General features: G+C 63.2%; 18 protein-coding genes and 6 pseudogenes. 11 read left to right on the top strand and 13 right to left on the bottom strand.

What is annotated here, in order from left to right; all coding sequences use genetic code 11:
- Nucleotides 1-349 precede the first annotated feature (349 nt).
- From G9373_RS03220 to G9373_RS03210, 3 genes and pseudogenes are all read right to left on the bottom strand, one after another.
- Nucleotides 350-806 (bottom strand): annotated as a pseudogene (locus tag G9373_RS03220) (MaoC family dehydratase).
- Nucleotides 803-1,540: an SDR family NAD(P)-dependent oxidoreductase gene (locus tag G9373_RS03215; protein WP_005263083.1), complete on the bottom strand. Its 738-nt coding sequence runs from the start codon at nt 1,538-1,540 to the stop codon at nt 803-805. The pseudogene G9373_RS03220 and the gene G9373_RS03215 overlap by 4 nt, the downstream one beginning before the upstream one ends.
- Nucleotides 1,541-1,654: 114 nt before the next feature.
- Nucleotides 1,655-2,440: a crotonase/enoyl-CoA hydratase family protein gene (locus G9373_RS03210; RefSeq protein WP_167113833.1), complete on the bottom strand. Its 786-nt coding sequence runs from the start codon at nt 2,438-2,440 to the stop codon at nt 1,655-1,657.
- Between the two features lie 451 nt (nt 2,441-2,891).
- Between G9373_RS03210 and G9373_RS03205 the strand changes: the two genes are divergently transcribed.
- Complete coding sequence (locus G9373_RS03205) at nt 2,892-4,346, top strand: AMP-binding protein (RefSeq protein WP_167113830.1); 1,455 nt, start codon at nt 2,892-2,894, stop codon at nt 4,344-4,346.
- Between the two features lie 108 nt (nt 4,347-4,454).
- Nucleotides 4,455-5,438, top strand: coding sequence for a zinc-dependent alcohol dehydrogenase family protein (locus G9373_RS03200; RefSeq protein WP_167113827.1), 984 nt, complete (start codon nt 4,455-4,457; stop codon nt 5,436-5,438).
- 63 nt (nt 5,439-5,501) lie between these two features.
- Here G9373_RS03200 and G9373_RS03195 read toward each other — a convergent pair whose 3' ends face one another.
- Nucleotides 5,502-6,326, bottom strand: a complete 825-nt coding sequence (locus G9373_RS03195) for an enoyl-CoA hydratase/isomerase family protein (RefSeq protein WP_037206660.1) — start codon at nt 6,324-6,326, stop codon at nt 5,502-5,504.
- A 268-nt stretch (nt 6,327-6,594) separates the two neighbouring features.
- Between G9373_RS03195 and G9373_RS03190 the strand changes: the two genes are divergently transcribed.
- From G9373_RS03190 to G9373_RS03180, 3 genes are all read left to right on the top strand, one after another.
- On the top strand, nt 6,595-7,377 hold the full coding sequence (locus G9373_RS03190) for an SDR family oxidoreductase (RefSeq protein WP_120660788.1): 783 nt from the start codon (nt 6,595-6,597) through the stop codon (nt 7,375-7,377).
- A gap of 13 nt (nt 7,378-7,390) precedes the next feature.
- The gene (locus G9373_RS03185) at nt 7,391-9,112 is read left to right on the top strand and encodes an acyl-CoA dehydrogenase (protein WP_133984316.1); all 1,722 of its coding nucleotides are present in this window, start codon (nt 7,391-7,393) and stop codon (nt 9,110-9,112) included.
- 190 nt (nt 9,113-9,302) lie between these two features.
- Nucleotides 9,303-10,136, top strand: a complete 834-nt coding sequence (locus tag G9373_RS03180) for an MBL fold metallo-hydrolase (protein ID WP_005263069.1) — start codon at nt 9,303-9,305, stop codon at nt 10,134-10,136.
- A 304-nt stretch (nt 10,137-10,440) separates the two neighbouring features.
- Here G9373_RS03180 and G9373_RS03175 read toward each other — a convergent pair.
- Nucleotides 10,441-10,618 (bottom strand): annotated as a pseudogene (locus G9373_RS03175) (ferredoxin family protein); the annotation flags it as partial.
- Between the two features lie 122 nt (nt 10,619-10,740).
- On the opposite strand from G9373_RS03175, the gene G9373_RS03170 reads away from it, so the two are divergent.
- On the top strand, nt 10,741-11,028 hold the full coding sequence (locus G9373_RS03170) for a hypothetical protein (protein WP_133984314.1): 288 nt from the start codon (nt 10,741-10,743) through the stop codon (nt 11,026-11,028).
- Nucleotides 11,029-11,551: 523 nt separating this feature from the next.
- On the opposite strand, the gene G9373_RS03165 is transcribed toward G9373_RS03170, so the two are convergent.
- The gene (locus G9373_RS03165) at nt 11,552-12,100 is read right to left on the bottom strand and encodes a TetR/AcrR family transcriptional regulator (protein WP_206031521.1); all 549 of its coding nucleotides are present in this window, start codon (nt 12,098-12,100) and stop codon (nt 11,552-11,554) included.
- A 172-nt stretch (nt 12,101-12,272) separates the two neighbouring features.
- On the opposite strand from G9373_RS03165, the gene G9373_RS03160 reads away from it, so the two are divergent.
- Both G9373_RS03160 and G9373_RS46190 read left to right on the top strand, forming a co-directional pair.
- On the top strand, nt 12,273-13,760 hold the full coding sequence (locus tag G9373_RS03160; protein WP_037206655.1) for an MFS transporter: 1,488 nt from the start codon (nt 12,273-12,275) through the stop codon (nt 13,758-13,760).
- Between the two features lie 806 nt (nt 13,761-14,566).
- Nucleotides 14,567-15,065: pseudogene (locus G9373_RS46190) on the top strand (alpha/beta hydrolase); the annotation flags it as partial.
- Nucleotides 15,066-15,666: 601 nt separating this feature from the next.
- Here the strand turns inward: G9373_RS46190 and G9373_RS03150 are convergent.
- Nucleotides 15,667-15,993 carry a hypothetical protein gene (locus G9373_RS03150; RefSeq protein WP_206031520.1) on the bottom strand — a complete coding sequence of 109 codons (327 nt, stop codon included), beginning with the start codon at nt 15,991-15,993 and terminating at the stop codon, nt 15,667-15,669.
- Between the two features lie 126 nt (nt 15,994-16,119).
- Here G9373_RS03150 and G9373_RS46185 point away from each other — a divergent pair.
- Nucleotides 16,120-16,272 (top strand): annotated as a pseudogene (locus tag G9373_RS46185) (IS481 family transposase); the annotation flags it as partial.
- A gap of 85 nt (nt 16,273-16,357) precedes the next feature.
- On the opposite strand, the gene G9373_RS03145 reads toward G9373_RS46185, so the two are convergent.
- The 5 genes from G9373_RS03145 to G9373_RS03125 all read right to left on the bottom strand — a co-directional run bounded on the left by G9373_RS03145 (nt 16,358) and on the right by G9373_RS03125 (nt 24,015).
- Complete coding sequence (locus G9373_RS03145; RefSeq protein WP_120660793.1) at nt 16,358-18,193, bottom strand: acyl-CoA dehydrogenase; 1,836 nt, start codon at nt 18,191-18,193, stop codon at nt 16,358-16,360.
- An 87-nt stretch (nt 18,194-18,280) separates the two neighbouring features.
- Entirely contained in the window at nt 18,281-20,080 is a 1,800-nt protein-coding gene (locus G9373_RS03140) for a GMC family oxidoreductase (protein ID WP_240960337.1), read from the bottom strand.
- Nucleotides 19,975-20,790 carry an SDR family NAD(P)-dependent oxidoreductase gene (locus tag G9373_RS03135; RefSeq protein ID WP_167113818.1) on the bottom strand — a complete coding sequence of 272 codons (816 nt, stop codon included), beginning with the start codon at nt 20,788-20,790 and terminating at the stop codon, nt 19,975-19,977. The genes G9373_RS03140 and G9373_RS03135 overlap by 106 nt, the downstream gene beginning before the upstream one ends.
- 37 nt (nt 20,791-20,827) lie before the next feature.
- A complete protein-coding gene (locus G9373_RS03130) occupies nt 20,828-21,979 on the bottom strand; it encodes a hypothetical protein (protein WP_206031519.1) in 1,152 nt (383 codons plus the stop codon).
- 26 nt (nt 21,980-22,005) lie between these two features.
- A complete protein-coding gene (locus tag G9373_RS03125) occupies nt 22,006-24,015 on the bottom strand; it encodes a fatty acid desaturase (protein WP_120660797.1) in 2,010 nt (669 codons plus the stop codon).
- A 331-nt stretch (nt 24,016-24,346) separates the two neighbouring features.
- Between G9373_RS03125 and G9373_RS46180 the strand changes: the two are divergent.
- Nucleotides 24,347-24,483 (top strand): annotated as a pseudogene (locus G9373_RS46180) (IS256 family transposase); the annotation flags it as partial.
- Between the two features lie 90 nt (nt 24,484-24,573).
- Here G9373_RS46180 and G9373_RS03115 read toward each other — a convergent pair.
- Nucleotides 24,574-25,301: pseudogene (locus G9373_RS03115) on the bottom strand (leucine zipper domain-containing protein); the annotation flags it as partial.
- A gap of 429 nt (nt 25,302-25,730) precedes the next feature.
- Here G9373_RS03115 and G9373_RS03110 point away from each other — a divergent pair.
- Nucleotides 25,731-26,687: a helix-turn-helix domain-containing protein gene (locus tag G9373_RS03110; protein WP_240960321.1), complete on the top strand. Its 957-nt coding sequence runs from the start codon at nt 25,731-25,733 to the stop codon at nt 26,685-26,687.
- Nucleotides 26,688-26,696 lie beyond the last annotated feature (9 nt).

Below are 26,696 nucleotides of genomic sequence, written 5' to 3'. Positions count from 1 at the left end.
GGTCTCCGCGCTGTGGCCGGAGGTTGGTGAGTGTGTCCCACAGGTGGGGTCATGCCGGTCGCGGAACTTCGTCCCGCGGAAGTTCGAAGAAAGAGGAGCTTGTTTCTCACCGTCGTGTACCGCGCGTGGACGACACCGGCACGCCGAGTCGATGGGCCGCGGTGCCGGTTTGACTGCAGCACAGGGTGAATCGGTCTCATGCGGGCAGTTGGTGCGTGAGCGAAGCTGCTTGTCGGAAAATCCCCGCGCGTTAGCGCTCGGGAGTGTGGCCGAAGCCGGTGAACCCCCGGGTCCGGTCATCCTGCCGGACGCGCCGGTCGGCGTGGAGGACCGGACCCATCTGGACGGTTCAGGCGAGGATTCTGGTCACCGACTCGGCTACGCACACCGGCCGGTCCGATCCTTCGCGCTCGATGGTGACCTGGCTGATCATCTGGACGCCACCGGAAATGTCGGTGACTTCCAGTAGCCGGATATGTCCTCGCACACGGCTGCCAACCGGTGCGTGGGGCGGGGAACCGGACCTTGTTGAGGCCGTAGTTGATCCCCGCGGTGGCCCAGTGGGTTTGGATGACATCGCCGATTATGGCGGCGACCAGGGACAGGGTGAGGAAGCCGTGGGCCACGGTCGTCCCGAACGGACCACCGGCGGCTCGCTCGGGATCGACGTGGATCCACTGGCGATCCTCGGTGGTGTCGGCGAAACTGTTGATGCGGTCCTGGGTGAGCTCAAACCAGCGGCTGCTGCCGAGGTCGGTGCCGACCGCTACGCGGATGTCGTCGAGCGAGCTGAATGTCGTGGTCACATCGAGATCCCGCCGTCGACAGGCAGCACGGTGCCCGTGATATATGCGGCTTCCTCGGATGCAAGGAAGGCGACCGCCGCGGCCATTTCACTGGGTGGGGCGAAGCGTCCCGCGGGGATCTGCCGTGCGATTTCGGCCTTCTTGGCTTCTGGGATGCCGGCGATCATGCGAGTGTCGGCGTTGGGGGAGATCGCGTTGACCGTGACGCCGAAGCCCGCCAGTTCCTTGGCGGCAGTCTTCGTGAAGCCGATGATCCCTGCCTTGGCCGTGGCGTAATTGGACTGTCCAATATTGCCGTGCAGACCGGTGTAGGAGGTCACGTTGATGACCCGGCCGTAGTTCTGGGCGCGGAATTGGGGGACAGCCGCGCGGGTCATCCGGAACGTGCCTCCGGCGTGGACCGCGAGAACTCTCTCGAAGTCATCGTCGGTCAGCTTCCACAGCATGTTGTCGCGCAGGATGCCGGCGTTGTTGACGACCACGTCGAGACGCCCGGTCTCGGACACCGCCGCGTCGACGATCTGCTGAACCGCGTCGGTGTCGCTCACGTCGGCGACCACGCTGCGGGCGGCGATCTCACTGACGGCCTGGTCGAGGGCTTCCTTGTCGAGATCGACGAGGAACACGTCGGCGCCGGCGCCGAAGAACAGCGCGCCGATCTCCTTGCCGATCCCCTGTCCGGCGCCGGTCACGATCACGGTGCGGCCGGTGTAGTCGAAGCGCAGATTCGTCATGTCGGGTTCCCGCTCTTACCGGCCACGGAAAACAGGTTGCAACTCATGTCAATTTCCTTACATCTTCGGCGAACTGGTTGGGTGGTAATGGAGTTCGGGTCGTTCGCGCTGCGACTACTTGCCCTGAAAGTAGGCCTGGCGGCGCTCGACGAACGACTGGATTCCTTCCTGGAAGTCGTGGCTGTCGAAGACGGCGCCCTTCACGTCGTCGATCGCGGCGATGGCGGCGGACTCGCCCTGTTCGAGGTACTTCAGGGCGGACGCCTTGGTGGCTCGAACGCCGAGTGGGGCATTAGCGCAGATTTCACGGGCCAGTTCGATCCCGCGCTCGATGTGCTGGCCGAAAGGCACGACTTCTTGGACGAAACCGAGGTCGAGGGCGCGCTGGGCGTCGAACTTGTCGGCCCGGAGCAGGTGGTACATCGAATTGCCCCAGCCGGTCCGGGTCAGGTAGCGGAAATGGGCGCCACCGAGGGGTGCGAGGCCGCGGGCGACCTCGAGCTGCTGGAACTGCGCGGTGTCGGCGGCAACCACGATGTCGGCGGCAAGCATCATCTCGATGCCGACGGTGAGGGTGATGCCCTGAACCACGGTCACGATCGGCTTGGTTGCCCGCCGCCCCAGAGCGAACGGATCGACCAGAGTCGGGTCGATGTCCGCGTCTGCTCCAGGACCGAAGAACTTCGGCAAGTCCAAGCCTGCGGTGGTGTTTTTCCCGGCGGAGCGGAACACCGCGACCCACAGGGAGTCGTCCTCGTCGAATGTGGTCAGACGCTGGGCGAGCTGGCGCATCATGTCCGGCGTGTAGGAGTTCATCTTGGATTCGTTTTCGACCGTGATGATCGCGATGTTGCCGTCTCTCTCGAGGGTGACCTCACCGGGCTTGTGGTCTTGACTCATGAATGGCTCCTTGTCCGTGGAGAGTTCGCGCCGGAGACGTCGGTGGCGGCGACTGGACTGAATCGTCTAGTCGTTGTGGTCAAATGTCAACAGCAGCACACATCCACGCGCAGCGGCGCGGTTCGCACCGAAGTGCCGCCTGACGGGTACTCGCTCACCAGCGGTGGCACACCCATACCTGAGTGCGGCGCAATCGTCCTATGCGTCGCCGCGCGCGCGTTCGTAGGTTTGTGTGCGTCCCCACCACGCCACCTGCGGTGGACCTCCAAGGCGGTCGGAGAATCGGGTCACCGCAGGCGGCGACAGCGCCCCAACTGTGCCTAAACCGATTCCGTCGTCCGGGGGTTCCATGGAGGAGTGGGCGGCTCCGCCCTGCCGCCGACGGAATACGTCTAATACGCAGCGTTTCCGACCTAGATCACACTCGCACACCAGGTTAGGTGGCCTTGCCATGAACTTCGCGTCTCTGCCCGACCGTCTCGCCGAATCGAGCCCGGATGGGCCGGCGGTATCCGATGGGCGCCAGTCGCTCACCAATGCCCAGCTGCTGACCCGAGTCCGGGCCGCGGCCCGTCATCTTTCCGACCTCGGAATCGGGTCTGGTGATGTCGTGGCGGTCGCGCTGACGAATCGCATCGAGTTCGTGCTCCTGTTGTTCGCGGCCTGGCGGCTCGGCGCCGTCGTGACCCCGGTCAATCCGAGCCTTACCGACGGCGAGGTCGCACGACAGCTGCACGATTCGGGCGCACGTCTTATTGTCGTCGAGGACGGTTCGACAGTGGCGGGCGTCGCCACGCTCGCCGTCGACGACCTGTACTCAGAGGGGATGGGGCCGGATCCGGCACCACAACTGGACCCGTCCGCGCTGGCTCTCTTGATCTACACCAGCGGCACGACGGGTGTACCGAAAGGAGTGATGCTCGCCCACTCCAACATCGACGCAATGACGGACATGGCATGCCAGTGGCTCGACGTGGGCCCGGCGGACCGCTGCTTGCTTATTCTGCCGCTCTTCCATGTCTTCGGCATCATGATCAATGTACTCACGCCGCTGCGCGCAGGCGGCAGTGTCGCCATCGCCGACCGGTTCGATCCCAAGACCTTCTTCGACTTCGTGGAGCAGGAGCGTCCTACCTACTTCAGTGCGGTGCCCACGATCTACAACATGCTCGATGCGCTGCCGGCCGGCGTTCGACCCGTCACATCGTCCTTGCGGTACGGGCTTTGCGGTGCCGCACCCGCTTCGCCCGAGTTGCTGACCCGCTTCGAAGCGAGGTTCGGGTTCCGCCTCATCGAGGGCTACGGGCTGTCCGAAGGAACGTGCGTCTCTACCATCAACCCCCTCGCGGCTCCGCGACTCGGCAGCGTGGGGCGTCCCCTCCCGGGTCAAGAGATCCGAATCATCGACGAGGTGGGCACGGCGCTCGAGCCCGGCACGATTGGTGAGGTCATCGTGCGTGGCCGCAATGTCATGTCTGGCTATCTCGGTCGGCCGGAGGAGACGGCGAAGACGATCGTGGATGGCTGGTTGCACACAGGCGATGTCGGCTACCTCGACGCGGACGGCTACCTGTTCCTGGTCGCTCGATTGAAGGAAATGATCATTCGTGGTGGCGAGAACATCTACCCCAAGGAGATCGAGGACGTCCTGACGGCTGACCCGTCTGTCCTGGAGGCGGCCGTTATCGGTGTACCCGACGACAAATGGGGAGAGGTGGTCGTCGCCTACGTCCAACCGCGAGCCGGCGTCAGCGTCGATCCTGCGACGCTGACTGCGCTGACTGAGCAACACCTCAGCGGCTACAAGCAGCCGACCTCGTTCTTCGTGATTGACGCCATCCCCAAGAACGCCGTCGGCAAGATCGACAAGGTCTCGCTACGGGCCGCCTACGCAGCAGCCCTCTGACCAAAGGGGATACGGGCACGAGAAGCGTGCGCTCGACCTAGGTGATGCGCACGATGCCGCGGGAATGAACACGCTACTTGGTCTTTCGACCATTGACCGGAGGTCACGATGAAGAAGTTGCACATGCGGGCATTCGGGAAGCCGAGCACGGCTCCGGAGCTGATCGAGTCGGAGACTTCCGAACCCGGAGCAGGACAGGTGCTCGTGGCGTTGGAAGCCGCCCCCATCAACCCATCCGACGTGCTTCTCATCAGAGGTCTCTATGGGCATCGCCCGACCCTGCCCGCAGCGCTGGGCACAGAAGGCGTCGGTCGAATCGTCGCCGTTGGCGCTGCCGTCGATCCTGCCCGCATCGGCGAGCGGGTCCTGATAATCCCTACCCTGAAGCACGCCACGTGGCAGGACCAGATCGCGATCGACGAGGACGACGCCATTGCGGTCGATCCGGCGGCCGATGTCCTTCAGCTGGCGATGCTCGGCGTCAACCCTGTGACGGCCGACCTCCTGCTCCGTCGCTTCGTCGATGTCCCGCTGGGCGGATGGGTCGGACAAACCGCCGGTAATTCTGCTGTGGGCCGCTACGTCATCACCCTGGCCAAGCAGACCGGCTACCGCACTCTCAATGTAGTGCGCCGCCCCGAAGTCGCCGCGGAGCTGCTGGAGTTGGGCGCCGACGCCGTCGTCGTCAGTGGACCGGATCTCGGTGTGCAACTGAAGACGGCGCTCGGGGACGAGCGGATCTCACTCCTGCTGGACGCGACAGCCGGGGACGTGGTCGCGGAACTCGCTCCTTGGCTCGTCCATGGGGGCACCCTCGTCAGCTACGGAGGAATGAGCGGCGCCCCGGTCGTCGTCCGACCTGGCGACCTCATCTTCCGCGATCTTCATGTCCGGGGCTTCTGGCAAAAGGGCTGGCTCGACACAGCGCCTCGCGAGGAGTTCACCGCCGCCTATGCCCGGCTCGCCGCCCTCGTCACCGACGGCACCTTGCGGGTCCCCATCGCGGCCGCCTACCCGCTCGAGAAGTACCAGGACGCCCTGATCCATGCCACCCAGGCCGACCGCGTCGGCAAGGTGCTCTTCGCGTGGTGACGGCTATGCGGCGAATTATGGTGATCCACTGTTCGAACACGACAGATGTGTCGGGATATCGGTTCAGAACCCTCGGTCGGAGCCGTCCGCCGTAGCGCTGCGCGCGCGCAGCAAACGCGTCTGGGCCGCAGCTTCGAGCTGCCGCTGATGCTCGACATGCAAGACCTCGGCCGACTGCACCAGCTGCTTGACCTCTCGCGCGGCGGCGGTGTCTGCCTGCAGGAGAGTGTGAGCCATGGCCCGAGTTTCGCTTTCGAGATCGTTGACAGGTACCACGCTGTGTGCAAGTCCCAGTGAGAGCGCCTCCTTGGCAACAACATTGCGTGCAGTGACGCAGATTTCGAGTGCGCGGCCGTATCCAACTTGCCGGACCAGGGGTGTGAGCCCGGTCAGGTCGGGCACCAGCCCGAGTGCGACCTCCTTCATGCAGAATGTTGCGTCCTCGGCCACCACCCGAAGATCGCACGCGAGTGCGAGCTGGAAGCCGGCACCGACTGCGTGTCCCTGGACGGCGGCGATCGAGATGAAGTTCGAGTTACGCAGGAACAGGAAGCCGTCTTGATATTCACGTATGGTGCGCGCGACGGTCATGTCGGAACCGTCGAGTAGGCCGGAAATGGTCTCGCCGTCGGCAGCCTCGTGCGGCGAGGCAGGGTCTTTCAGCATCGATCGATCCAAACCGGCCGAAAAACTACGCCCTTCAGCGCGAACGATGACAACGCGAATGTCAGTCGGCATCGTCTGCCCCAACGCGGCGAGTGCTCGCCACATTGCCGGGCTCTGTGTATTGCGTCGTTCAGGTCTGCACAGCGTGATTTCGGCTATCGGTCCGCTCTGTGTGAATCGGAGGCCTGCCGATTGCAACTCGGCCTCGGACGGTCCTGCCATCGAAAGACGGTTCACCCCAGTCATCTTCGCTTCTCCCAGTTAGGTGCGCACTACGGCGCTCGGCTTGCAGTCCCGACGGAGTGCAGCGGACCAAATGATCATCGACCTCAGACCTACATTATGCAACAAGTTGCATTAAGGTTGCCGGTGGTGGTACTTTCTGGTCGGTCCGCTATCAGGCTCACACTTGGCCCCCGATCGCGAGCGGTCTCTTCTTCTGCCGGATGGGTGTATGCGTCGCCCCACCTCACGTCTCGGAAAGGACGTCATGTTCCCCGAACTGTTCGCGGTGTCAGGTAAGACGGTTCTGGTCACCGGGGGTACTCGCGGCATCGGCTACATGATCGCCGAAGGGTATCTCCGGGCCGGCGCCCGCGTGTACATCTCTTCCCGTAAAGAAGCCGCGTGTGCCGAGGCAGCGAAGCGCCTCTCGGAACACGGTGAGGTGCATGCCATTCCGTGCGACGTCACCAGCGAGGAACAGTGTGCGGCGCTGATCGACGCCCTCGGGGCACGGGAGCCGAGCCTTCACGTGCTGGTCAACAACGCCGGCGCAACCTGGGGTGCGCCCTTCGACGAGTTCCCCGACTCCGCGTGGGACAGGGTGCTCGCCGCCAACGTCAAGGCTCCCTTCACATTGACCAAGATGGCGCGCCCGCTTCTGGAGAAGGCGTCCAACCAAGACGACCCTGCCCGCGTGATCAACATCGGCTCGATCGACGGGCTTGCAGTGCCGGGCGTCAGCAATTTCTCCTACTCGGCGTCCAAGGCCGCCATCCACCACCTCACTCGCCACATGGCCGCGGAACTGGCGCCATCGATTCTGGTCAATGCCATTGCGCCCGGGCCGTTCCCGTCGAAAATGACGGCCGCGATGTTGACGGACGTCGGTGATAAGCTGAAAGACGCCTCCCCGGCCGGCCGGATCGGCGAGCCCCCCGACATCGCTGCGACCGCGATCTTCCTGAGTTCTCGTGCCTCGAATTACGTGGTCGGTGCGGTCATTCCGCTCGACGGCGGTCTGAGCACAACCATCGGCCTCACATTCTAGAAGGACCACTGCCGTGTACATAGCACCACTTGCTCAATACGACTTCCTCTACACCGAGGTCCTCGGCACAGACATTCTCGAGACCGTGACAAACGGCGAAATCAAAGCCGCCGACGCGGCTGCAGTGCTCACTACGGCAGCGGATTTCGCCATCGAAATATTGCATCCGCTCAATACTGTCGGTGATCGTGCGGGCAGCGTGCTCGCCGATAGTGCTGTGACGACCCCGGTCGGGTACAAGCAGGCCTACCGTTCCTTCGCCGAGGCCGGGTGGGTCGGGTTCGGCCTCGATCCCGCGATAGACGGCGGAGGTGCGCCATTCCTCCTTTATAACGCGGTCTCGGAGTTGTGGTCCGCAGCTAATCCCGCGTTCTCGGTGTGCTGGCTGTTGTCGACCGGTGCGGCCGCGGCGCTGCACTCGGCCGCGCGCCCGGAACTGAAGGACGTGTTTCTCGCGAAGATGGTGTCCGGCGAATGGACGGGCACGATGAACCTGACGGAGTCGGATGCCGGTACGGATCTGTCCGCGATCCGCACAATCGCCCGTCCCAACGAGGACGGTACGTGGGCAGTCACAGGGCAGAAGATCTTCATCACCTGGGGAGATCACGACCTCACAGAGAACATCGTGCACCTAGTTCTCGCACGTACCCCGGATTCTCCCGCGGGACTGGCCGGGCTGTCGCTGTTCGTGGTGCCGAAGTTCCTCCCCGAGGGCCGAGGCGGTATCGGTGAACGTAACCGCGTCACCACTCTCTCCCTGGAGCACAAGCTCGGCCTCCATTCCAGTCCAACCTGTGTGCTGGATTATGTCGACGCGACAGGCTATCTCGTCGGAGACCTGCACCGCGGCCTCTCGGCGATGTTCGTCATGATGAACACCGCCCGCATCGGCATCGGTCTGCAGGGGCTTGGACTGGCGGACCTCGCCTACCAGCAGGCTCGCGACTATGCCCAGCAGCGAGTGCAGGGCACAGTCGTCGGACGCCCGTCGGGTACCCCCATCGCCGAGCATCCCGACGTTGCTCGCCTGCTCACGTCGATGTCGAGTTCCATTTCGGCGATGCGCGCCTTCTCGATGCAGGTGGCCGAGTGGTTCGACCGCTGGCAGCGCACCGACTCGACCGACGCCGCGGAGCTGGCAGAATTCTGTGTGCCGATCCTCAAGGCCTGGTTCACCGAGGAAGCCGTGCGCATCGCCTCCGACGGACTCCAGGTATACGGCGGCTTGGGTTTCATCGAAGAAGCCGGTGCGGCGCAGCACTATCGCGATGCTCGGATCATGCCGATCTACGAGGGCACTACCGCGATCCAGTCCAACGATCTGCTCGGCCGCAAGCTCATTCGCGACGGCGGAGCGACTGCGCGACGCTTCTTCGATCGGATCGACTCCAGCGTCGGGATTCTGCGGGTGATCGAGCACCCGGTGGCGGCCCGTACGGCGGAACGACTCGATCGCGCCCTGCATACCGTGCGTGACACCACCGAAACACTCCTGTCGCACGCGGCAACAAATCCTCGTGACGCCTACGCCGCATCGGTTGACTATCTGACGATTCTGAGCCTTCTCGTCGGCGCTTGGATGCATGGCCGCATCGTCGCGGCTGCGCTCGCCCACCCCGAAATGTCCACCGCCGACCAGCAGCGCCTGACCGAGGCCGACTTCTACGGCGCCCATCATCTCAGCCGTGTTCATTCGCTGGCCGAGGCGATCCATGCAGGTGAAATCGGATGAGCGGCCTGAAACCTATGCTTTGGCCATCACAACTTCCAGCCCAATGAACTAGCGCGCATCACCAACCCTGCCCACGCAAGAACTCACAGAAAGCACGACTGATGACATACCAAACACACACCATCTGGCGGGAAGGCGCGGTGCAGGTCGTCGACCCGTCGCGCGTCGTAATCAATGGAGGCGAATCCGCATGAGCGACCTCGCGATCGACGTCTATACCTGCCAAGCGTTCGAACTGCCTGGAGGCGGCTGGTTCTCACCCACTACCTCCACCCTGATCACCGGGCCGACCGAAGCCATACTCGTCGACACCCAGTTCCTGCCCACCGACGTCGACGAGGTGATAGAGCAGATCGAGGACTCCGGCAAACAGCTGACCGCGGTCTTCCTCACCCACGGCCACTTCGACCACTACTTCGGCCTCGAGCGGCTGCTGAACCGATTCCCTGAAGCCCGCGCCGTCGCAGTACCGTCCGTGGCGAAATCCATCGCGACCAACCTCGAGAGTGATCGCGCCTACGTCCGCGATTTCTTCGGGGGACAGGCCCTCGACAACACCGCGGTACCCGAACCGCTCGACAACCTGGTCCTCACCGTCGATGGCACGGAAGTGCTGGCCATCGAGATCGAGCAAGCCGACACCTCACCCACCGCGATCATCCATATCCCGACCCTGCAGGCGGTGATCGCCGGAGACGTCGTCTACAACGGCGTCAATCCCATGCTGGCGATGACCAACCGGAACGACTGGCCGAACTGGATTTCCAGCGTCGACTACCTCGCCTCGTTGAACCCCACCACGGTGGTCGCCGGACACAAGCGCCCCGAACTCGACGACCTGGCCGAGTGCATCGACGAAACGCGGTACTACCTGCAGGAATTCGTGTCCAACGTCGACGAACTTGCGCACGCGCGCGAACTCGTCGCACATATGCAGTCGCGTTTCCCGGACCATGCCAACCCCTCGACGCTGGTGGTGTCGGCGGTGACGGCATTCAAACAGAAGAAGAACAACAACGCGTGAAGCCGTGATCGCATGTGCATACGCGCTGATGACTCGACTGACTCCCCGATTTCGATCTGCTCTCCCTCGGGGAGTTGCAACTGCTACTGCAGATCGCTGTCACCGAGTTTTTTCATGGAAAGTGACCGATGAGCGGGTCGAGTGTGACAGCACCCGCACGCCGTGAATCGGCGTCTTTACACCTCGTGCGCCGAGAGCGCCTCGACCAAGCGGGAATCACCGTCGTGTTTTCCGAATGCGCTGCACCACAGGAGGGTTCGACCTCCTCGGAGGACTCGGCGTTGGCCTCCATGTAGGCGGCTCACTGGGCGGGTACGTCTTCGGCCGGATAGATGGCCTCGACCGGGCATACAGGCTCGCATGCAGCGCAATCGACGCACTCGTCAGGGTAGATACATCACGCGATTGCCTTCGTGAATGCAGTCGACTGGACATTCTTCGATGCACGCCTTGACGAGAAGATCGACACAGGCGGAATTGATTCGCTCTCGGGCACCGCCGCATTCAACGGCGTAGAGATCCAGATCCGGGGGCACTGCACTCGACGCTCCAATCCGGCGTAACGCGGCGATCATTGCACAGCGACTATCAGAGAGTATCCCGCATGACCGAACACAACCCCGCCCGCAACCGCGAACAACGCATCATCGACGAGATCGACGCACTCGTCGAATGGCAGATCGAGGAAGGGCACAGGAGGGGGGACGGCCCACGACCGAGCGAAACCGCGCCCACCAGTGACAATGATACCGAGTCGGTTGCCGCACTGCACAACGCAATTTCCCGAGTATGTGCGTTTGTGAACGGTGTGCATCGGTTGGCGCGGACGATTCCGCTGATTGCCCAGTCTGGAGCCGCGGTTGGGGAGCTCTCTCGAATACGTGGGCGCTGATCCTCGAACGCGCTGACTTGTCGGTGACGGACATCCTGGACGATGACGGGTTGGCCCTGCTCGAGGTTGGCCTTTGGTCACGGATACCGATGAGGCGCTACGACAGTGGATGCGGGCACTGGAAACACTACTTCAGCGCTTTCAGTGGACCGCTCTCATGGCCGCGCAGGGCGCGCCCGATCCTCGATCAGGGGTTACCACCTGCTCCTCGCGGTCTCGGTAGCTTAGATCAAGGAAACCGGCGCCGCGGACGACCTCTCGCTCGCCACTATGCGCACAATTCTCGAGACGGGTACAGCCAGAGCTCCGATCAGGTTGACGGTCAACGAGTTCGTCACCGCCGACCTCTTCACGCGTCAGCGATATCCCTCTGGCAATGATGCCCCATTTCGGCATTTGCACGGAGGCCGATGTGCGCCCACGGGAATATGGATTCGGGCGTCTGAAGCCTTCGCGACAGCCTCCGCCGGATCACCCCCGCAGGCTGCCGGAGTACGCCCGGAAGTCTTGTGTATAGCGCTGATCAGGCCGGGGGATCGCTGATGCCGGCGGCATCGAGCAGTGTGCCGGCGGTCTCGACAGCGAGACGGTCGAGACGCTGTGCCTGTACGACAGAGCGGGCACTGGCTCCGTCGAATACGAGAGTCAGCTGTCGGGCTAACCGCGCGGGGTGGTCTGCGCCGCCGCGTTCCGCTTCCTGCTGGAAGAACGCTGTCAGCTTGTCCTTCTGTCGACGGGCGACCACACTCGCCGGATGTTCGGGTGCCTTGACTTGGACAGCCGCCGCGACGAACGGGCATCCGCGGAAGTCGTGTCTCCGCTCTAAGTCTTCCAATCGTTCGAAGACATGCAGAATCCGTGCTCGCGGGCGACGGTTGTCGTCTTCGGCTGGCAGCAGCGAAGCCTGATAATCCGGTGCCGTGCGTTCCAGCAGACTGGCGGCGACCAGGTCATCCTTGCTGTCGAACAGCTGGTACATCGAACGCTTGGATACACCGGCCGCTCGGCACAGACTATCGACGCCGATGTGGACGCCCTGTTCGTAGAACAGCTGCGCCGCGGCGTCGAGCAACCGGTCGCGCGAGGAGACAGCACCAGCGTCTGCCATAGACGAGGACGTTGTCGGGTTGGTCATAGACGACAGGCTACCCCTCGGCTTGCGCTTTGAAAACCGATCTGTTTCTCTAAGTGGAAACAGATCGGTTTCCGAAAGATCAGTACATGACCAGCAACAAAGGGGACAAATGACTACCACGATCGGGGCACCTGCCTCAGGTAAAGCAGGCCGTCGCGGCTCACACGCCGTGCGCTGGTGGGTACTTGTGGTGCTGGGTGTGGCGCAGCTCATGGTCACGCTCGACGCGACTGTCGTGAACATCGCGTTGCCCGCGGCCCAACAGGACCTCGGTTTCAGCGACGGCGACCGGCAGTGGGTCATCACCGGGTACGCGCTCGCCTTCGGCAGCCTGCTGCTGCTCGGCGGCCGACTGGGTGACCTGTTTGGCCGACGCAACACCTTCGCGATCGGTCTGATCGGTTTTGCGGGCGCGTCTGTCGTCGGTGGCGCGGCCAGTAGCTTCGAGATCCTCGTCGCGGCACGTGTCGGCCAGGGCGTCTTCGGCGCTCTGCTGGCACCCGCCGCGCTCTCGCTGCTCACAGTGACCTTCACCGAAAAATCCGAAAGGGCCAAGGCCTTCGGCATATTCAGTGCGTTGTCCGGTGCCGGCGCCGCGATCGGTCTGCTACTCGGCGGCATGCTTACCGAATGGGCGTCCTGGCGCTGGGTGATGTTCGTGAACGTCGGATTCGCCGCCATCGCCCTGGTCGGTGCGGTGCTGCTGCTCGCCAAGCATGTGGACACCGAGCGGCCCAAGCTCGACATTCCAGGCACCGTCGTAGTGAGCGCCGCGCTGTTCGCCGTCGTCTACGGATTCGCGCACGCCGAATCAACCGGCTGGACCAACCCGGTCACCCTCGGGTTCCTGATCGGCGGCGTGGTCCTGCTCACGGTGTTCGTATGGCTGGAGGCGAGGGTCGCACATCCGCTGCTGCCCCTGCGCCTGGTGCTGGACCGCACCCGCGGTGGTTCGTTCATGGCGGTGTTCGTCATGGGTATGGGGATGTTCTCGATCTTCCTGTTCCTGACCTTCTACTTGATCGTCAGCTTGGGCTACTCGCCGATCAAGGGCGGTTTGGCGTTCCTGCCGATGGTTGCGGGCATCGTTCTTGCGTCGACCACGGTGCCTTCGCTGCTGCTGCCCAGGGTCGGCCCGAAAATCGTGATCAGCAGCAGCTTCCTGGTCTCCGCAACCGGTATGGCTTGGCTGACCCAGCTCGAGTTGGGCAGCCGCTTCGTCACAGACGTCCTCCCCGGACTGGTCCTGCTGGGTATCGGCCTCGGTGGCGCGATGACCACCGCATTCCAGGGCGCTACCGCAGGTGTGCACCACGAGGACGCTGGTGTCGCCTCGGCGCTCATCAACACCAGCCAGCAGGTGGGTGGCTCGATCAGCACGGCGCTGCTGACTACCGTTGCCGCATCAGCGATGACCGAATACCTGACCTCACACCAGCCCGGCCCGCTGACCGTGGCGCAGGCCCACGTCGCGAGCTACACGGCCACCTTCACGTGGGGCACCGGAATATTCGTGGTCGGTGCGGTGATCGCGGCGTTAGTGGTGCCGAATGCAGCCCTTGCACCGTCGGAGGGCGAATTGGTGATAGCGCACTGAGCTGTTCCGCTCGAACAGCACCACGCACGCGTCGTGATGACGCGGGTGTGGTGCTGTTTTCTGTGAGCGGTCTCAGCACGTGGGGGACTATCAGATTTTCGGTGGATCTGGCTCTGGTGCATGGGTTTAGCTGCCGGTCGAAGTGATGCGTCCGTCGAATACGATTGCGAATGCGTTCAGAAGCTCCTAGGAATTGGTGGGTGGCCCCCAACACAGCCCCTTCGAGGTGCTTTCGAAGGCCTGGCCATCCGACCTGTCCGCTGTGCTGGCCATCGTGACGACGATCGCCGACACCGCCCCGGAAGCTGGCCGATTCGGGGTCGTCGACCGGTGGCCGGGGCATCGGAAGACTTGCCGCAGCTGTCGACCGCAGCCGACACCCTCGGCGGCCAAAACGCCCCGCTGACATCCACTCCCGCCGATGCTCTGTCGGCGACCTCGACTGTGCTGTCGGTGCTTGAACCGGCGACGGTGGTCAATCAGGTTCTGGGCGTTGCGACCGGGGTAAGCGCTCTCGACGTACCCGGCATCCTCCGCAGGCTCACGGTGTTGCCGCAGAAGGTCGCCGCGCCCGACGCCCACGGCGCGCACCAGGTGGCGGGGGAGCTGTACAACCAATTCTCACCGTTGGTGAAGATGGCCGCGGTCGTGGATCTGTGCTGGGTGTCGCAGATACTGTCGGTCATCCCGGACCCCCCGGGGACACCCAGATCGCTGCACTCGTTGCGTCGATCCTGGCGAACGTCGACGTTATCCGATTGGCCACCCTGGTCGGGCAGATCCAGGAAATCGCCTGGGCCGACATAAAAGGCTTGGTTCTGTTGCTGCACGGCGGCGGGCAGACCCGGCATTCCCTGGCGGAATACCGGGCGCAGCCTCGCGGCGGACGGCTGGTCCGCCATCGCTGTGGATGCACGTGGGCATGGAGACAGTCAGTGGGCACCGGACGGGGACTACGGCATCGATGCGCTGGTCGCCGACCTCACCACGGTCGCTGGTATTGGCATTGGGACCCGGAGTTCCTTCGCCAGGGCGACGAACCCACTCGCCAAGCCGACTCTGTCGTGCGATACGAACGCGCTCGGGACGCCGCCACGGTGATCACCGTGCCCACGATGCTCGTTCGTGGCAAGCAATCGGATGTGGTCAGCGAGGAAGGCGCCAAAGAACTGCTCGAGCTGATCCCGACCGCCACACTGATCGACGTCACCGGGGCCGGTCATAGTCGCCGGCGACGACAACGACATCTTCAGTGGGGGATTGAAGGGATTTCTCGACGACGACGTTGTCGCGTCGCGTCACTGAGGCCATCGAGACCCTCGAACGTAACCCGCACAGGCTCAGCCCGGATCTGCATCCGTGTCGGTTGCATCGGTGGTCGGATTTGGCTCCGAAACCGGTCGCCCCCCGCCCGGAATGCCTCCGCGAAGGGACAGGGTATGGGCCCCGATGCCGGATAACAGGTCGGCGGCGGTTCGTCCGACCGACGACAGGTCCAGATGAATGAGGCGTCGACGCGCGGTGACGGCACGTCTATGAAATCTCTGTCGTGGCTGTGAATGTCGCACTGCCAGGCAGCTCCTCGAATCCGCTATGTGGTGCAGTTCTGATCGTCGCCCGCTCGGGGCAGGATGAGAACCTGGGCAACCGAACCGCAGCAGACCTCGAGCGTGAACTCGCCATGCTCGCCTACGTACGCGACCGCCTCCGTGCTTCGAGAGGCCAAGACTTCCGTATCCCGGCGACCGCGGTCGTCCAGGTTCTCGATGAGCTCAGAAGACATGATTCCGCCCAGAGCGGCCGACGTTTTGGTCGCGATGGAGTCGGCTGTGAGCCGGGCAGCAGTGCCAGGGTGGTGCGGGTCAGACCGGATGTCGACCGGAAATGCCGCGCCCATGTTCGCGGTTCACAGCTGCGCCGGCATGGGGAACAGGGCGATCGCGGAGACGGTGATCCCCGCGACGCCAGCAAGGACGCCCAGTAGGGCCCGCAAGGATGCGGCCTCGTCGTCGGCAACCGCCGACCGCGACGTCGCGATGGCGCCGCAGACAATCGCGGCCGCTCCCAAGATGAATCCAAGCCCGATCACCCAGAACGAAGCAATGGACAGCGCCCCCATTGTGATCGACACGGCAGGCAATCGCGATCCATGTCGCTGCGTTCTCTCGTTGCTGTCGGCGGAGGTACACACGCGACGGGCGGCGCGTGAGCTGCGGGGGACGGCGGCGGTCATGATCTCCTTCGTGTGGTTGACGAGTCGGTTCGGCGGGCACATATCGGCGTCACAAGGCCGGAAGCTCTTCGGGAACCTGTCGGTCCAAATTTGATCGACGGTACCGAGTCGTGCCGCCCTGGGGAAGCGCGGCACTACCGAATCCGGCCGTGCACACCGAAATATAACGGGAAGGTCGAACGCTGCAACCGCATCGCCGAAGAACTGTTCTACCCCCGCGAATACACCGCCGAGCAGCAATGACGCACTGCCGTCGGCGTGTGGAACGTTCACGACAATTAGCACCGACCGCATTCAACACGCGGAGGACGACCGCCCGCCGCGTACGCCGGTGCCGCGTCACGAATGTTCATGCCTCATGCAACTAGAACGCCTCTTCCTCTAGCTCCATGATTTCGATGTCGAGGGTCTCGAGGATCTCCTTCGTTGAAGCCAGGACAGGCAGGATGTTCTTGGCGAAGTACGACGCGATGACAACCTTGCCCCGATAGAACGGCCGGTCTTTTGCCGACGCGTCGCGGTCCAAGGCTGCCAACGCGACTTCGGCCTGCACCAGCAGTCGCCACGCGATGACTAGGTCCCCCACTGCGTACAGGAACCGCACCGAGCCGAGCCCCACCTTGTACAGTTCGGACGGCTGTTGCTGGGAAGCCATCAGATAGCCAGTCAATGTCCCGGCCATTTCCTGCACGTCGGTCAACGCGGTCTCGAGCAGCACCCGTTCGGCCTTGAGTCGACCGTTGCCGGCGTCACTGTCGATGAACTCTCGTATCCGACCGGCCACATGTGCGAGTGCAACGCCACGGTCGCGGGCAATCTTTCGAAAGAAGAAGTCCTGCGCCTGGATTGCCGTGGTGCCCTCGTAGAGGGTGTCGATCTTGGCATCGCGGATGTACTGCTCGATCGGGTAGTCCTGCAGATACCCGGAACCGCCGAGGGTCTGCAGGCTCTCGGTGAGCAGTTCGTAGGCCTTCTCGGAGCCGACACCTTTGACGATCGGCAGCAGTAGGTCGTTCACCCGAGCCGCCAACTCGGCGTCTGCGCCGGAAACCAAATCGGCGACATCGGTATTCTGGTGCGCGGCGGTGTAGAGGTAGACCGCACGGAGCCCTTCGGCGTAGGCCTTCTGCATCGCCAGGCTGCGTCGCACGTCAGGGTGGTGGGTAATGGCCACGCGGGGTGCGGTTTTGTTTGTCAGTTCTGTGAGGTCCGCACCTTGAATTCGTTCTTTGGCGTAGGCGAGGGCGTTGAGGTAGCCGGTGGACAGCGTTCCGGTAGCCTTGGTGCCCACCATCATCCGGGCATTCTCGATGACCTGGAACATTTGGGCGATACCGTTGTGCACATCACCCACGAGCCAGCCCACCGCGGGAACGTCAGTTGCCCCGAAGGTGAGTTCGCAGGTCGGGGACGACTTGAGGCCCATCTTGTGCTCGACGCCGGTGACGTACACACCGTTGCGCTCTCCCAGTTCAAGTGTCTCCGAGTCGAAGTGGAACTTCGGAACGTAGAACAGGCTCAATCCTTTGGTCCCGGGACCGGCCCCTTCGGGGCGGGCGAGCACCAGGTGGAAGAGGTTCTCGGCAGTGTCGCCGACGTCGCCGCCGGAGATGAACCGCTTGACGCCCTCGATGTGCCACGTGCCGTCGGCCTGCGCGATCGCCTTCGTGCGGCCTGCGCCGACATCGGATCCGGCGTCGGGTTCGGTCAGCACCATCGTTCCAGCCCAACCGCGCTCGAATCCTTCTTTGGCCCAATATTTTTGCTGATCGGTGCCGACGCTGTAGAGCACGCTCGCCATCACCGGACCCATGTTGAAAAAGCTTGCGGATCCGTTTGCCGCGACCAACATTTCATTGATCGCCCAAACCAACGGTGCAGGAGCAGGAACACCACCCATACTCTCTGGTAGACCGAGCCGCGACCAACCAGCCTCGTTCACCGCCTCGACGGTCTTACGTAGGGGCTCCGGGACCACGACGGCGTGGTTGGGTGCGTCGAATTCGACAGGGTACCGATCAGCGTCGGCGAAGGAAGCGGCGACCGGGCCTTCGGCCAACCTCGCGACCTCCGCAAGAATGTTGCGCACCGTGTCGGTGTCGAGGTCTCCGTAGGCGCCGGTATCCAGTAGTTCACCGATCCCGAGTACCTCGAACAGATTGAACTCGATGTCACGGACGTTGCTTTTGTAGTGATTCATTTTCTCCAACCTTGGATTGACTAATCGTTCGTAAGAAGGGTTGCGTGACAGGTTCTGACAGGCGGCAGCGATAGCCGAGACGGGGCCTCAGTCGTTGGACGATCTATCGAAAAGCGGCATGCCCAGCAAGGTCTTCGCCGTATCGGCCGCATGTGCGGGTAAGACAGGTTTGACGATTTCGTAGGGTGCTCCCAGTGCCGGCCGATTGTCGGGTTCACCGCGATTGGGCCAGAGAGCGAAAGCCCGCTCTGCTTGCGCCACTATGGTGAGTGACGGGTTCACTCCGAGGTTCGCGCTGATGGCCGAGCCATCCATAACATGCAGGCCAGGGTGTCCGTAGACGCGTTGATAGGGATCGATGACCCCTGAATCAGGGGAGTCTCCGATTGCGCAACCCCCGAGGAAATGAGCGGTAATGGGGATGTTGACGATATCGGTAACGGAACCACCCGGATCGCCGCCGATCTCCTGCGCCAGGAGTCGGACAGCCTCGTGCCCCTGCGGAATCCAGGTTGGGGGTGCGGATCCAGGGCTGGGGCGACTGGTGAGCCTTCGCCTACCGAAAGGCCCTCGCTTGGTGGCAAGTCGTAACGAATTGTCCCCCGTTTGCATGACGAGAGCAACGATTGAGCGCTCGGACCAATGGCGGACGGATAGGCTACGGGCAAAAGCGGCTGGGTTGCGGGCCGCGACAGCAAAAGTCTTCAGAACACGAGGTACCCGGCCTCCTCCGTCTGTGAGCACTGTCTGGAGCAGAGCCAGGGCGTTACTGCCCTTCCCGTAGCGAACGGGTTCAATGTGGGTATGTGAATCGGGATGGAAGGACGAGGTGATAGCAATGCCGCGGCTGTAATCTTCGTTTGGTTGTCGCGCGGTAGCTGCGAGAATAGCCTCGGAATTTGTACGTACCGCAGTTCCGAGTCGATTGGAGAGCCTTGGCAATTCACCGGTCTGGGCCATCTCCAACAGCAATCGCTGCGTGCCGTAAGTCCCGGCAGCAACGACGACTTGCTCGGCAGTGATCGTGGTGTCCCTGCGCCGCCCGATTCGGCCGGTCGGCCTCGTTCGGACCTCGTACCCGCCGTCCGTTCCAGGGCGTACTGCTCTCACCGTCGTGAGCGGGCGGATGTGTGCGCCTGATTGTTCGGCAAGGTAGAGGTAGTTTTTGACCAGGGTGTTTTTCGCCCCAACTCTGCACCCTGTCATGCACGATCCACACTGAGTGCATCCGGTTCGAGATGGCCCCGCACCGCCGAAGTACGGATCGTCGACGGTTCGTCCCTCTGGCCCGAAGAATACCCCGACCGGGGTGGTTGTGACTGTGTCCTCGACCCCCATTTTCTTCGCAACGGCAGCAACTGCCTGGTCAGCAGGAGTTGTGTGGGGATTGGGCACTACGCCGAGCATTTTCTTGGCTCGGATGAAGTAGGGGGCCAATTCCTCTTGCCAGTTCGTGATGTGCGCCCATTGAGGATCTTCGTAGAAAGCGCGGGTTGGTTCGTATAGCGTATTGGCGTAGTTCAGGGATCCCCCTCCCACTCCGGCTCCGGCCATGACCAAGACGTCGGGCAGTAAATGCACACGTTGCAGTCCGAAACAGCGCAGTTTCGGAGCCCAGAGATATCGGCGCACATCCCAGTTCGTACGGGGAAATTCGTGGTCCGCGAATCGTCGGCCGGCTTCGAGTACCGCTACACGGTAGCCCTTCTCCACGAGACGGAGAGCGGCTACGCTGCCGCCGAAACCGGAACCGATGATCACGACATCGAAGTCGAACGTGCTCACGCGGCACCCGCGACGGTCCAGGGATGCTTGGTTCCGGTATGCCAAGCTAACCAATGAAACGGGCGGGGGATCGCCCGCGCGATAGGGTGCAGGGCAGCCCATCTCCATGGCGCATGGACATCGTCTGCATCGCGGCGGATCGCCGAGACGACGACGTCGGCGACTTGCTCGGGAGTCATAGTTCCGAGGAGCTTCTCGATCCTCGGAATCCGATCTTCAGCACCGGGGTTGCGGTCGAAGTAGGGGGTGTCGACCTTCGCGGGCGTTACTGAAGAAACACGAATGCCGGTGCCGCGCAGATCTTGTCGAAGAGATTCGGTGAAACCGCGGACGGCATAACGAGCTGATGCATAACCGACTGCCCCGGGCCAGGGAACCGTGGCAGCTGGAGTATTTATCTGCAGGATGTTACCGGAGCCCCGGGCTATCATCGGTGTCACGAATGCACGGCTGACAAAGAATGCTGCAAAGTACGGCGCAGCCATCATCTGGACTGCTTCCTCCGGATCGGTTTCGTCGAGGAACAGGAACCGGCCGGCACCAGCATTGTTGACGATGATGTCCGGAACACCGATTTCTCCGAGCACCTGGTCGGCCAAGTCTTTGACCTCCGAGTACGACGTAAGGTCAGCGGGCAATGCGTGCGCTTGGCCGCCTCGAGATCGGATCAACTCGGCGGTTTTTGTCAGTGGCCCGGGTGTTCGGGCGACGAGGATCACTTCTGCGCCGGCAGCGGCGAGGGCCGCGGCGGTAGCAGCACCGATACCTGATGAAGCTCCCGTTACTACAGCTAGTTTCCCGGGCAATTTCATTGTGATGGTTCGTTTCTGATTGAGGGTTGATGGATGATCAGCTGTCGTAGCTAATGGAGATCCCGGAGCAGGTCAGGCGAGATCCAGCTTGGGTGGTGGCGTCGTTCGCTGGGATACCACTGCTTTTACAGTGACCTTGCTCTGTCCAACGGCGCGTGGGTGTCTCGTCGTTGGTTCGCGTTGAGGGCTGGGTTCGGTAGGACATATGCGTGATTTGTGTTGGCTTCTTGCGTCGCGGGGTGGTCGCAGAGTTCGCGGCGAACACAGTGGTTGATTCGGTTTGGGTCGTCTGCTGCCGGCACATGTGAGTGAAGGCGACGAACACTGCGAGAATCTGCGCGGATGTCCGTCCGTGGTTGTTCGTGAGGGCTTCGTGCGGGACATCGGTATCCGTGCCGGCGGGGGTGAGGCCGTCGATCTTGTTAAAGCCCGGTGGAGTGCCGCTTCCGGGTGAGCTGAGTTCAACTTCCGCGGTGGGGAGCGGCAGGTAGACGTGGTCGAGGTATCGGTATGCCGCACCTGGGCGTGCCTCACCGTCGTTGCCGAGGAATTCTGCAAGTTCGAATGCCGATACGAGTTGGACGGAGAGAAGGGTGTCGTGCTGGATCGTCCACAGGAGGACGAGTCCGCCTTCGGGTCGGGCGAGGTACGCCACTCCGGAAGGTGAGGGCAGGTTCTCGGGCGTGACGCTCACTTCGGCAGAAGTCTCCCTGCGCGCGAGGATGTGGGCTGTCATTTCCTCGGAGGCGTAGTACGCGTGCCGGTCGGCGGTAGCTGCGCTGGTGCACCGATATGCGCCGTACATTCCCAGCATCGCGTGCTCTTCAATGGCGCCGATGGCGGACCCTTCGGGTCCGAAGCAGAAGTAGCGCTCGCTGTGGACCAGCAGTGATTCAGCTGATTGACCGTGAAATTCGGACCACCACGCGATCGTGGGGCCGATCGTTCGGGTGGCGCGGAACTCTTCGAACTCGGGCACCACCCAGGCGAATGGCTCGAGGTGTTCGACGACGGGTGTGGCGGTGTCGTCGAGTGCATCCAGTAGCAGCGGCATCTGTGCCGGTTCCAAGTCGGCCAAAGCCTGTTGTGCCTGTCGACGCATCGGCAGACCGTGTCGGAAATGCTCACCCGTCACGAACGGCCCAGTGAAGTCCTGTTCGGTCCTCTTCCGGTGTAATGCGTTACTCATCGTTCCACCCTCGAATCTGTGTTGGCTCAGCTGTCGTAGTCGACTGCGACTGTGGGGGTGGTGGGATGGGATTGACAGGTCAGGATGAAGCCGGCCTCGGTTTCGGCCTTCTGAAGTGCGAAGTTCTGCTCCATTGATACTTTTCCTGTGGTGACTCGGGCTTTGCAGGTGCCGCATGCGCCCCCGAGGCAGGCGTAGGGGGCGTCGATGTTGTTTTTCAGCGCGGATTCGAGGACGGTCTCACCGGGGGCGAGTTCCACGGTGTGATCTGCGCCGGACAGGGTGATGGTCACTTCGGAGGCGGCAAAGTTGTCGAGGTGTGTGGGTCGGTTCGTGCCGCGGAACAGTTCGAGGTGTATCCGCTCGGTCGGCACTTTTTCGGTTGCGAGGTCATCGCGGATTGTGGTGGTGAGTTCGCTCGGGCCGCACAGGTACCACCGGTCGATCGTGGTGAGGTCGGTGGCGATCAGGCGTTCAATTGTCGCCAGGTCGATCCGGCCGCGCAGAGCTGCGGGGTGGTGTGCCTCGGCGGAGCGGATGTGGAAGATGCGAAGCCGGTCTGCATACCGGGATTCGAGTTCGTCGAGTTCGGCGGCGAACATGGTCGACTCTGCGGTTCGGTTGCCGTAGAAGAGGGTGAAGCGGCTCTCGGTCTCGATCTCCATGGTGGTGCGCACGATCGACAGGATGGGCGTGATGCCGCTGCCGGCTGCTACCGCGACATGGTGGTGCCGGGCGAGTGGATCGAGGGGTGCGCCGAAGCTACCGGTGGGGGTCATCAGTTCCAGGACGTCGCCGGCTCGCAGGGTGTCGACCGCGAAGCTCGAGAACTTCCCGCCTGGGATGCGGCGGATGCCGATCGCCAGTTCTCCCGAGGTGGCGCAGGTGCAGATCGAGTAGTTTCGTCGCACCTTCTTTCCGTCGATGCGGTGGTGCACGGTCAGATGTTGGCCGGCCTGGAAGGCGAACTGGTCGCCGAGATGATCGGGAACGTCGAAGGTGACTTTGACGCTGTCGGGAGTGAGGGGCTCGACGCTTCTGACAGGGATCGGGTAGGTGGTGGCATGGCGTGCCGCGGAGGAACGCGGCATGCGGACCGGGAGCAGGGCGGCGAGTGTGCCGTTGAGGCGTTTCCACTCCTGGTACTGCGTGGCGTCGAGGTGTTGCCCGAAGACGGTGCTGATTTCCGGGTCGCGCTCGAGGTAGGCGGCCTCATTGCGCCGCCAGGCCGCGACGTAGCGGTAGAAGGGGATGGAGGGGTGTAGGTGGTGGACGAGGTGATAGTTCTGCGACAAGAGCAGGGGAGTGAGGATCCATTCCGAGCCGACGCGGTTACGGGTTGCGCGGTAGCGGTTCTCGCGTTGGGTGTCTTGCAGGTCGTGGTGGGGTAGCCAGTCGAACCACCAGGCGAGCATGAACATCGCCACCCGTTCGGGAATCAGGTAGATCAGCGCGAGCGTCCACAGATGTCCGGCGAAGGCGGCCGACGCGATGACCGTCACCGACAGGGTCATCAGGGCCGCCGTTTCGGCAATTTCGGCGCGTGGGCGGCGACGCAGGTTGCGCACCAGGAAACTGATGTAGGGCAGGTCCATGGCCGGGAATCGGAGGGGCAGCTGCCACCAGGGTGAGGCGCTGACGAAGTGATCGGGATCGGACTCACCGTCGTTGGTGTTGCGGTGGTGCTCGATATGGATGAACGCGAACGATCGGAAGGAGATCAGCGGCGAGACGAAGAACATTGCCACGCGACCGAAGGCGACGTTGACCCAGCGATGTGAGCTGATCGAGTAATGCGAGGCGTCGTGCAGCACGGTGAACAGGACGAAGATTGCTGCGGAGCTCGCGGCGATGGTGGCGATCGCAGGCAACGTGTCGGTGAGCGCGGCCCAGGTCGAGAGGCCGAAGAGCGTAAGGGCGAATGTGCCGATGCCGACAATCGGCCAGGACAGCGTAGGCACCTGCTCGCCGGGATCGGGCAGGGCGTGCTGGGAGGCCGCTGCTGGGGGTTGGGGTGCTCGAGTCGTAGTCGACATCGGACTCCTCCTTCGCGATGAGATTCCTCACAACCTATATACGGGCGGTGTCGGTCGACAAGGCCTTCCCAGCCCTCTTCGGTGTGCTGTCAGCACATTCTGCGCGCTCGGGCTCCGGTCAGCGTGGCTTTGACCCGCGCAACACCGAGGCCCCCAGCACATTGCAGACGAGTAGGACGGCTGTAGTTCGGCGATGATCGTTGCCGGCCGGCTCCAACGCCTCCATATCGGCGCAGTAGCGCCGACCAAACTGCTACAGCTGACCGGTCCTGCAACGGGTGCGTCGCGCCGAGGAGCGCAGTCACGACAGGAGCGGGGTCACCGTCAGAACGAGGTCGCCGATGCGCTTGCCACCTCGGGTGCCGTGGACGAGTTGCTCGCCAAGATCGATGTCGGCGAAGTGTTGATTGGTGATTCGGGCGATCGCTGATGAAAATCGCTCTCGAACGCGGTCTGAACGTGGAGATCTTCTCCTGCTCGGCGAGCTGCCGACGCAGCCGGGCCAGCTCGTCACGCTCAGCGGCCGTCAGCGGTTCCTCACCGTCCCGCTGCGCGGCATCGAGCGCGGTAGCAGGAGCCGTTGTCGGTGACGATCCGATTGATGTGGCCGACGGAAGTGTGCTGCGAAGAACACCCGGGATCGATGCATGAATCCGATTGCCGTCAAGGCTTTCTCATCGATCAAGGCCTCGGTGTATGCGAGCGGAAGAACCCGTCGACGACGGAGTGCAAGTACACGTAGCCGGCGCGAGCTCCGGTTGCCTTGGCGCGTTCGACGGCCTTCGCCTGGTCAGAGCGCTTGCCGTGGGCATGCCAGCTACCGCCTTCCGGTATCCGCCCGACCTTCTTCACATCCACGTGCACCATGAGCCCCGGCCAGCGGGCAATTCGCCTTGGTTCACACGATTGCTCTCACCAGTGGGATCGAGGAACTTGCGTCGGTTGCATTCGAGGGCCAGGTGCCGGCTGACAGTGCGCACTGAAATCGTGGTGCCATCACTGCTCAGTTCGTGGGCGATGCGGCGGGCTGACCATCTCTTGTCGCGGCGCAGCTTCTCCATTCGTGCGACCACCGAGGTCGGGGTGGCGGTCGGTGGGTAGTGGGGCACGCTCGCGCGATCCAGCAGTCCCAGTTTCCCGAACTCGCGAAAGCAGGTCACCCATTCGCTGGCGCAGGCGCAGTAGATGCCCATCTCGGCAGCGACGTGGGCGATGGGACGGGTCTGGCAACGTTCGACGAGTCGGCGGCGGCCTTCGCCGGACAGCGGAGCGTTACGGTGGAGCACGGACGGGTTCTTCCTGTTTTGCGGATGCGTTTGTGGTACTTCTCGTCCTGCCGTCGGAAGTCCTGTCCCCTTCGCTCAGCCCATGCCCCGCCCGGCGTCTACAACGTCATGACTCGCAACAACTAGTGTGCAGATATGGAGGCGCTGGAGCCGGCTCACGCTGCGGAGGCTGGAAGGGGTATCGCTGCGTATTTGCTGGCGAATGTGTCCAGCCTGGCTGACGACATGCTGTGGTACTTAGTCGAACGGATACCGGAGGTTGGCGGGGATGCCGAGCTTCGCGGCCTGACTTTGGGATCGTGCTCGTCGAATCTCGAAGCGGTACTTTCGATGGTTCGTCATGGGATCGATGCAGCGGCTGCGGAGGCGCCGGTAACGGCGCTCGAACACGCGCGCGCAATGGCATCACGAGGGCACAGCGTCGATGTGATGCTGCGGTTCTATCGGTTGGGCCACGAGTACTTCACCGAGAAGCTTTCCGAATCGCTGACTGACTGGATCGAGGACCCCGCGGTCGCGTTGAGGACGTTTGTCGATCTCGAGCGCTTCGGATTTCGATACATCGACCGCATCTCCAGTCTGGTGGCTGCCGAGTACGTCGCTGAGCTCGACCGACGCCAGACCCAGGCACGAGCCGAGCGCGACGACGTCGTGCGGGCACTACTCGCTGGGGAACGCGTCGACATCGCTCGCGCTGAACGTGTGCTCAGCCACCGGCTCACCGGTCGGCAGATTGGTTTCGTGTGCTGGGTCGACGACCGCGGCGTCGACCTCGAGGGATTCGCCAGGCGGGTCGGTCGGTTCCTCGGGGCGGGTCACTCACTCGTCGTGGCGGACGGCCCACTCGCGGTGTGGGGATGGGCCTCGATCACGGGAGACGTGGAAACTTTTCTCACGGGCATGGCGACGGAGATTCCCGGCGAACGCGACAACGTTCACCTCGCGGTGGGCTCACCCCATCCGGGAGCGGCCGGCTTCCGCACCTCCCACCTCGAGGCCCTACGCACTCGCCGAATCATCGAACTGTCCGGGCGCGCGGCGCCATCGATCACCCGGTTCAGCGATGTTGCCTTGGTAGACGCCATCTCGCGCGACCTGGATGCGGCGCGGGCCTTCGTCGCCGCTCAGCTCGGCGCTCTCGCACGGGACGACGCGAAAGAGCGCGGCGAGCGCGCCGCGCTCTTGGCTGTGCTCGACGCGCAGGGGAGCCTGGCGACCGCAGCGAGCGCCTTGGGAATCCACCGGAACACGGTCCTGCAAAGGGTGCGTCGTGCCGAAGAGCGCAGGGGCCGGCCGGCAACGATCAACATCGCCGAACTGCACGCCGCCCTACTCGTCTGCGACGTGCTGGGGGCCTCGGTGTTGCCCGATTCATCTCGTCACTGACCGGAGCCA

It is taken from the genome of Rhodococcus sp. A14 (assembly GCF_011603105.1).
Classification (GTDB): Bacteria; Actinomycetota; Actinomycetes; order Mycobacteriales; family Mycobacteriaceae; genus Rhodococcus_F; species Rhodococcus_F opacus.
This window is presented reverse-complemented; position numbering and strand designations above follow the sequence as displayed.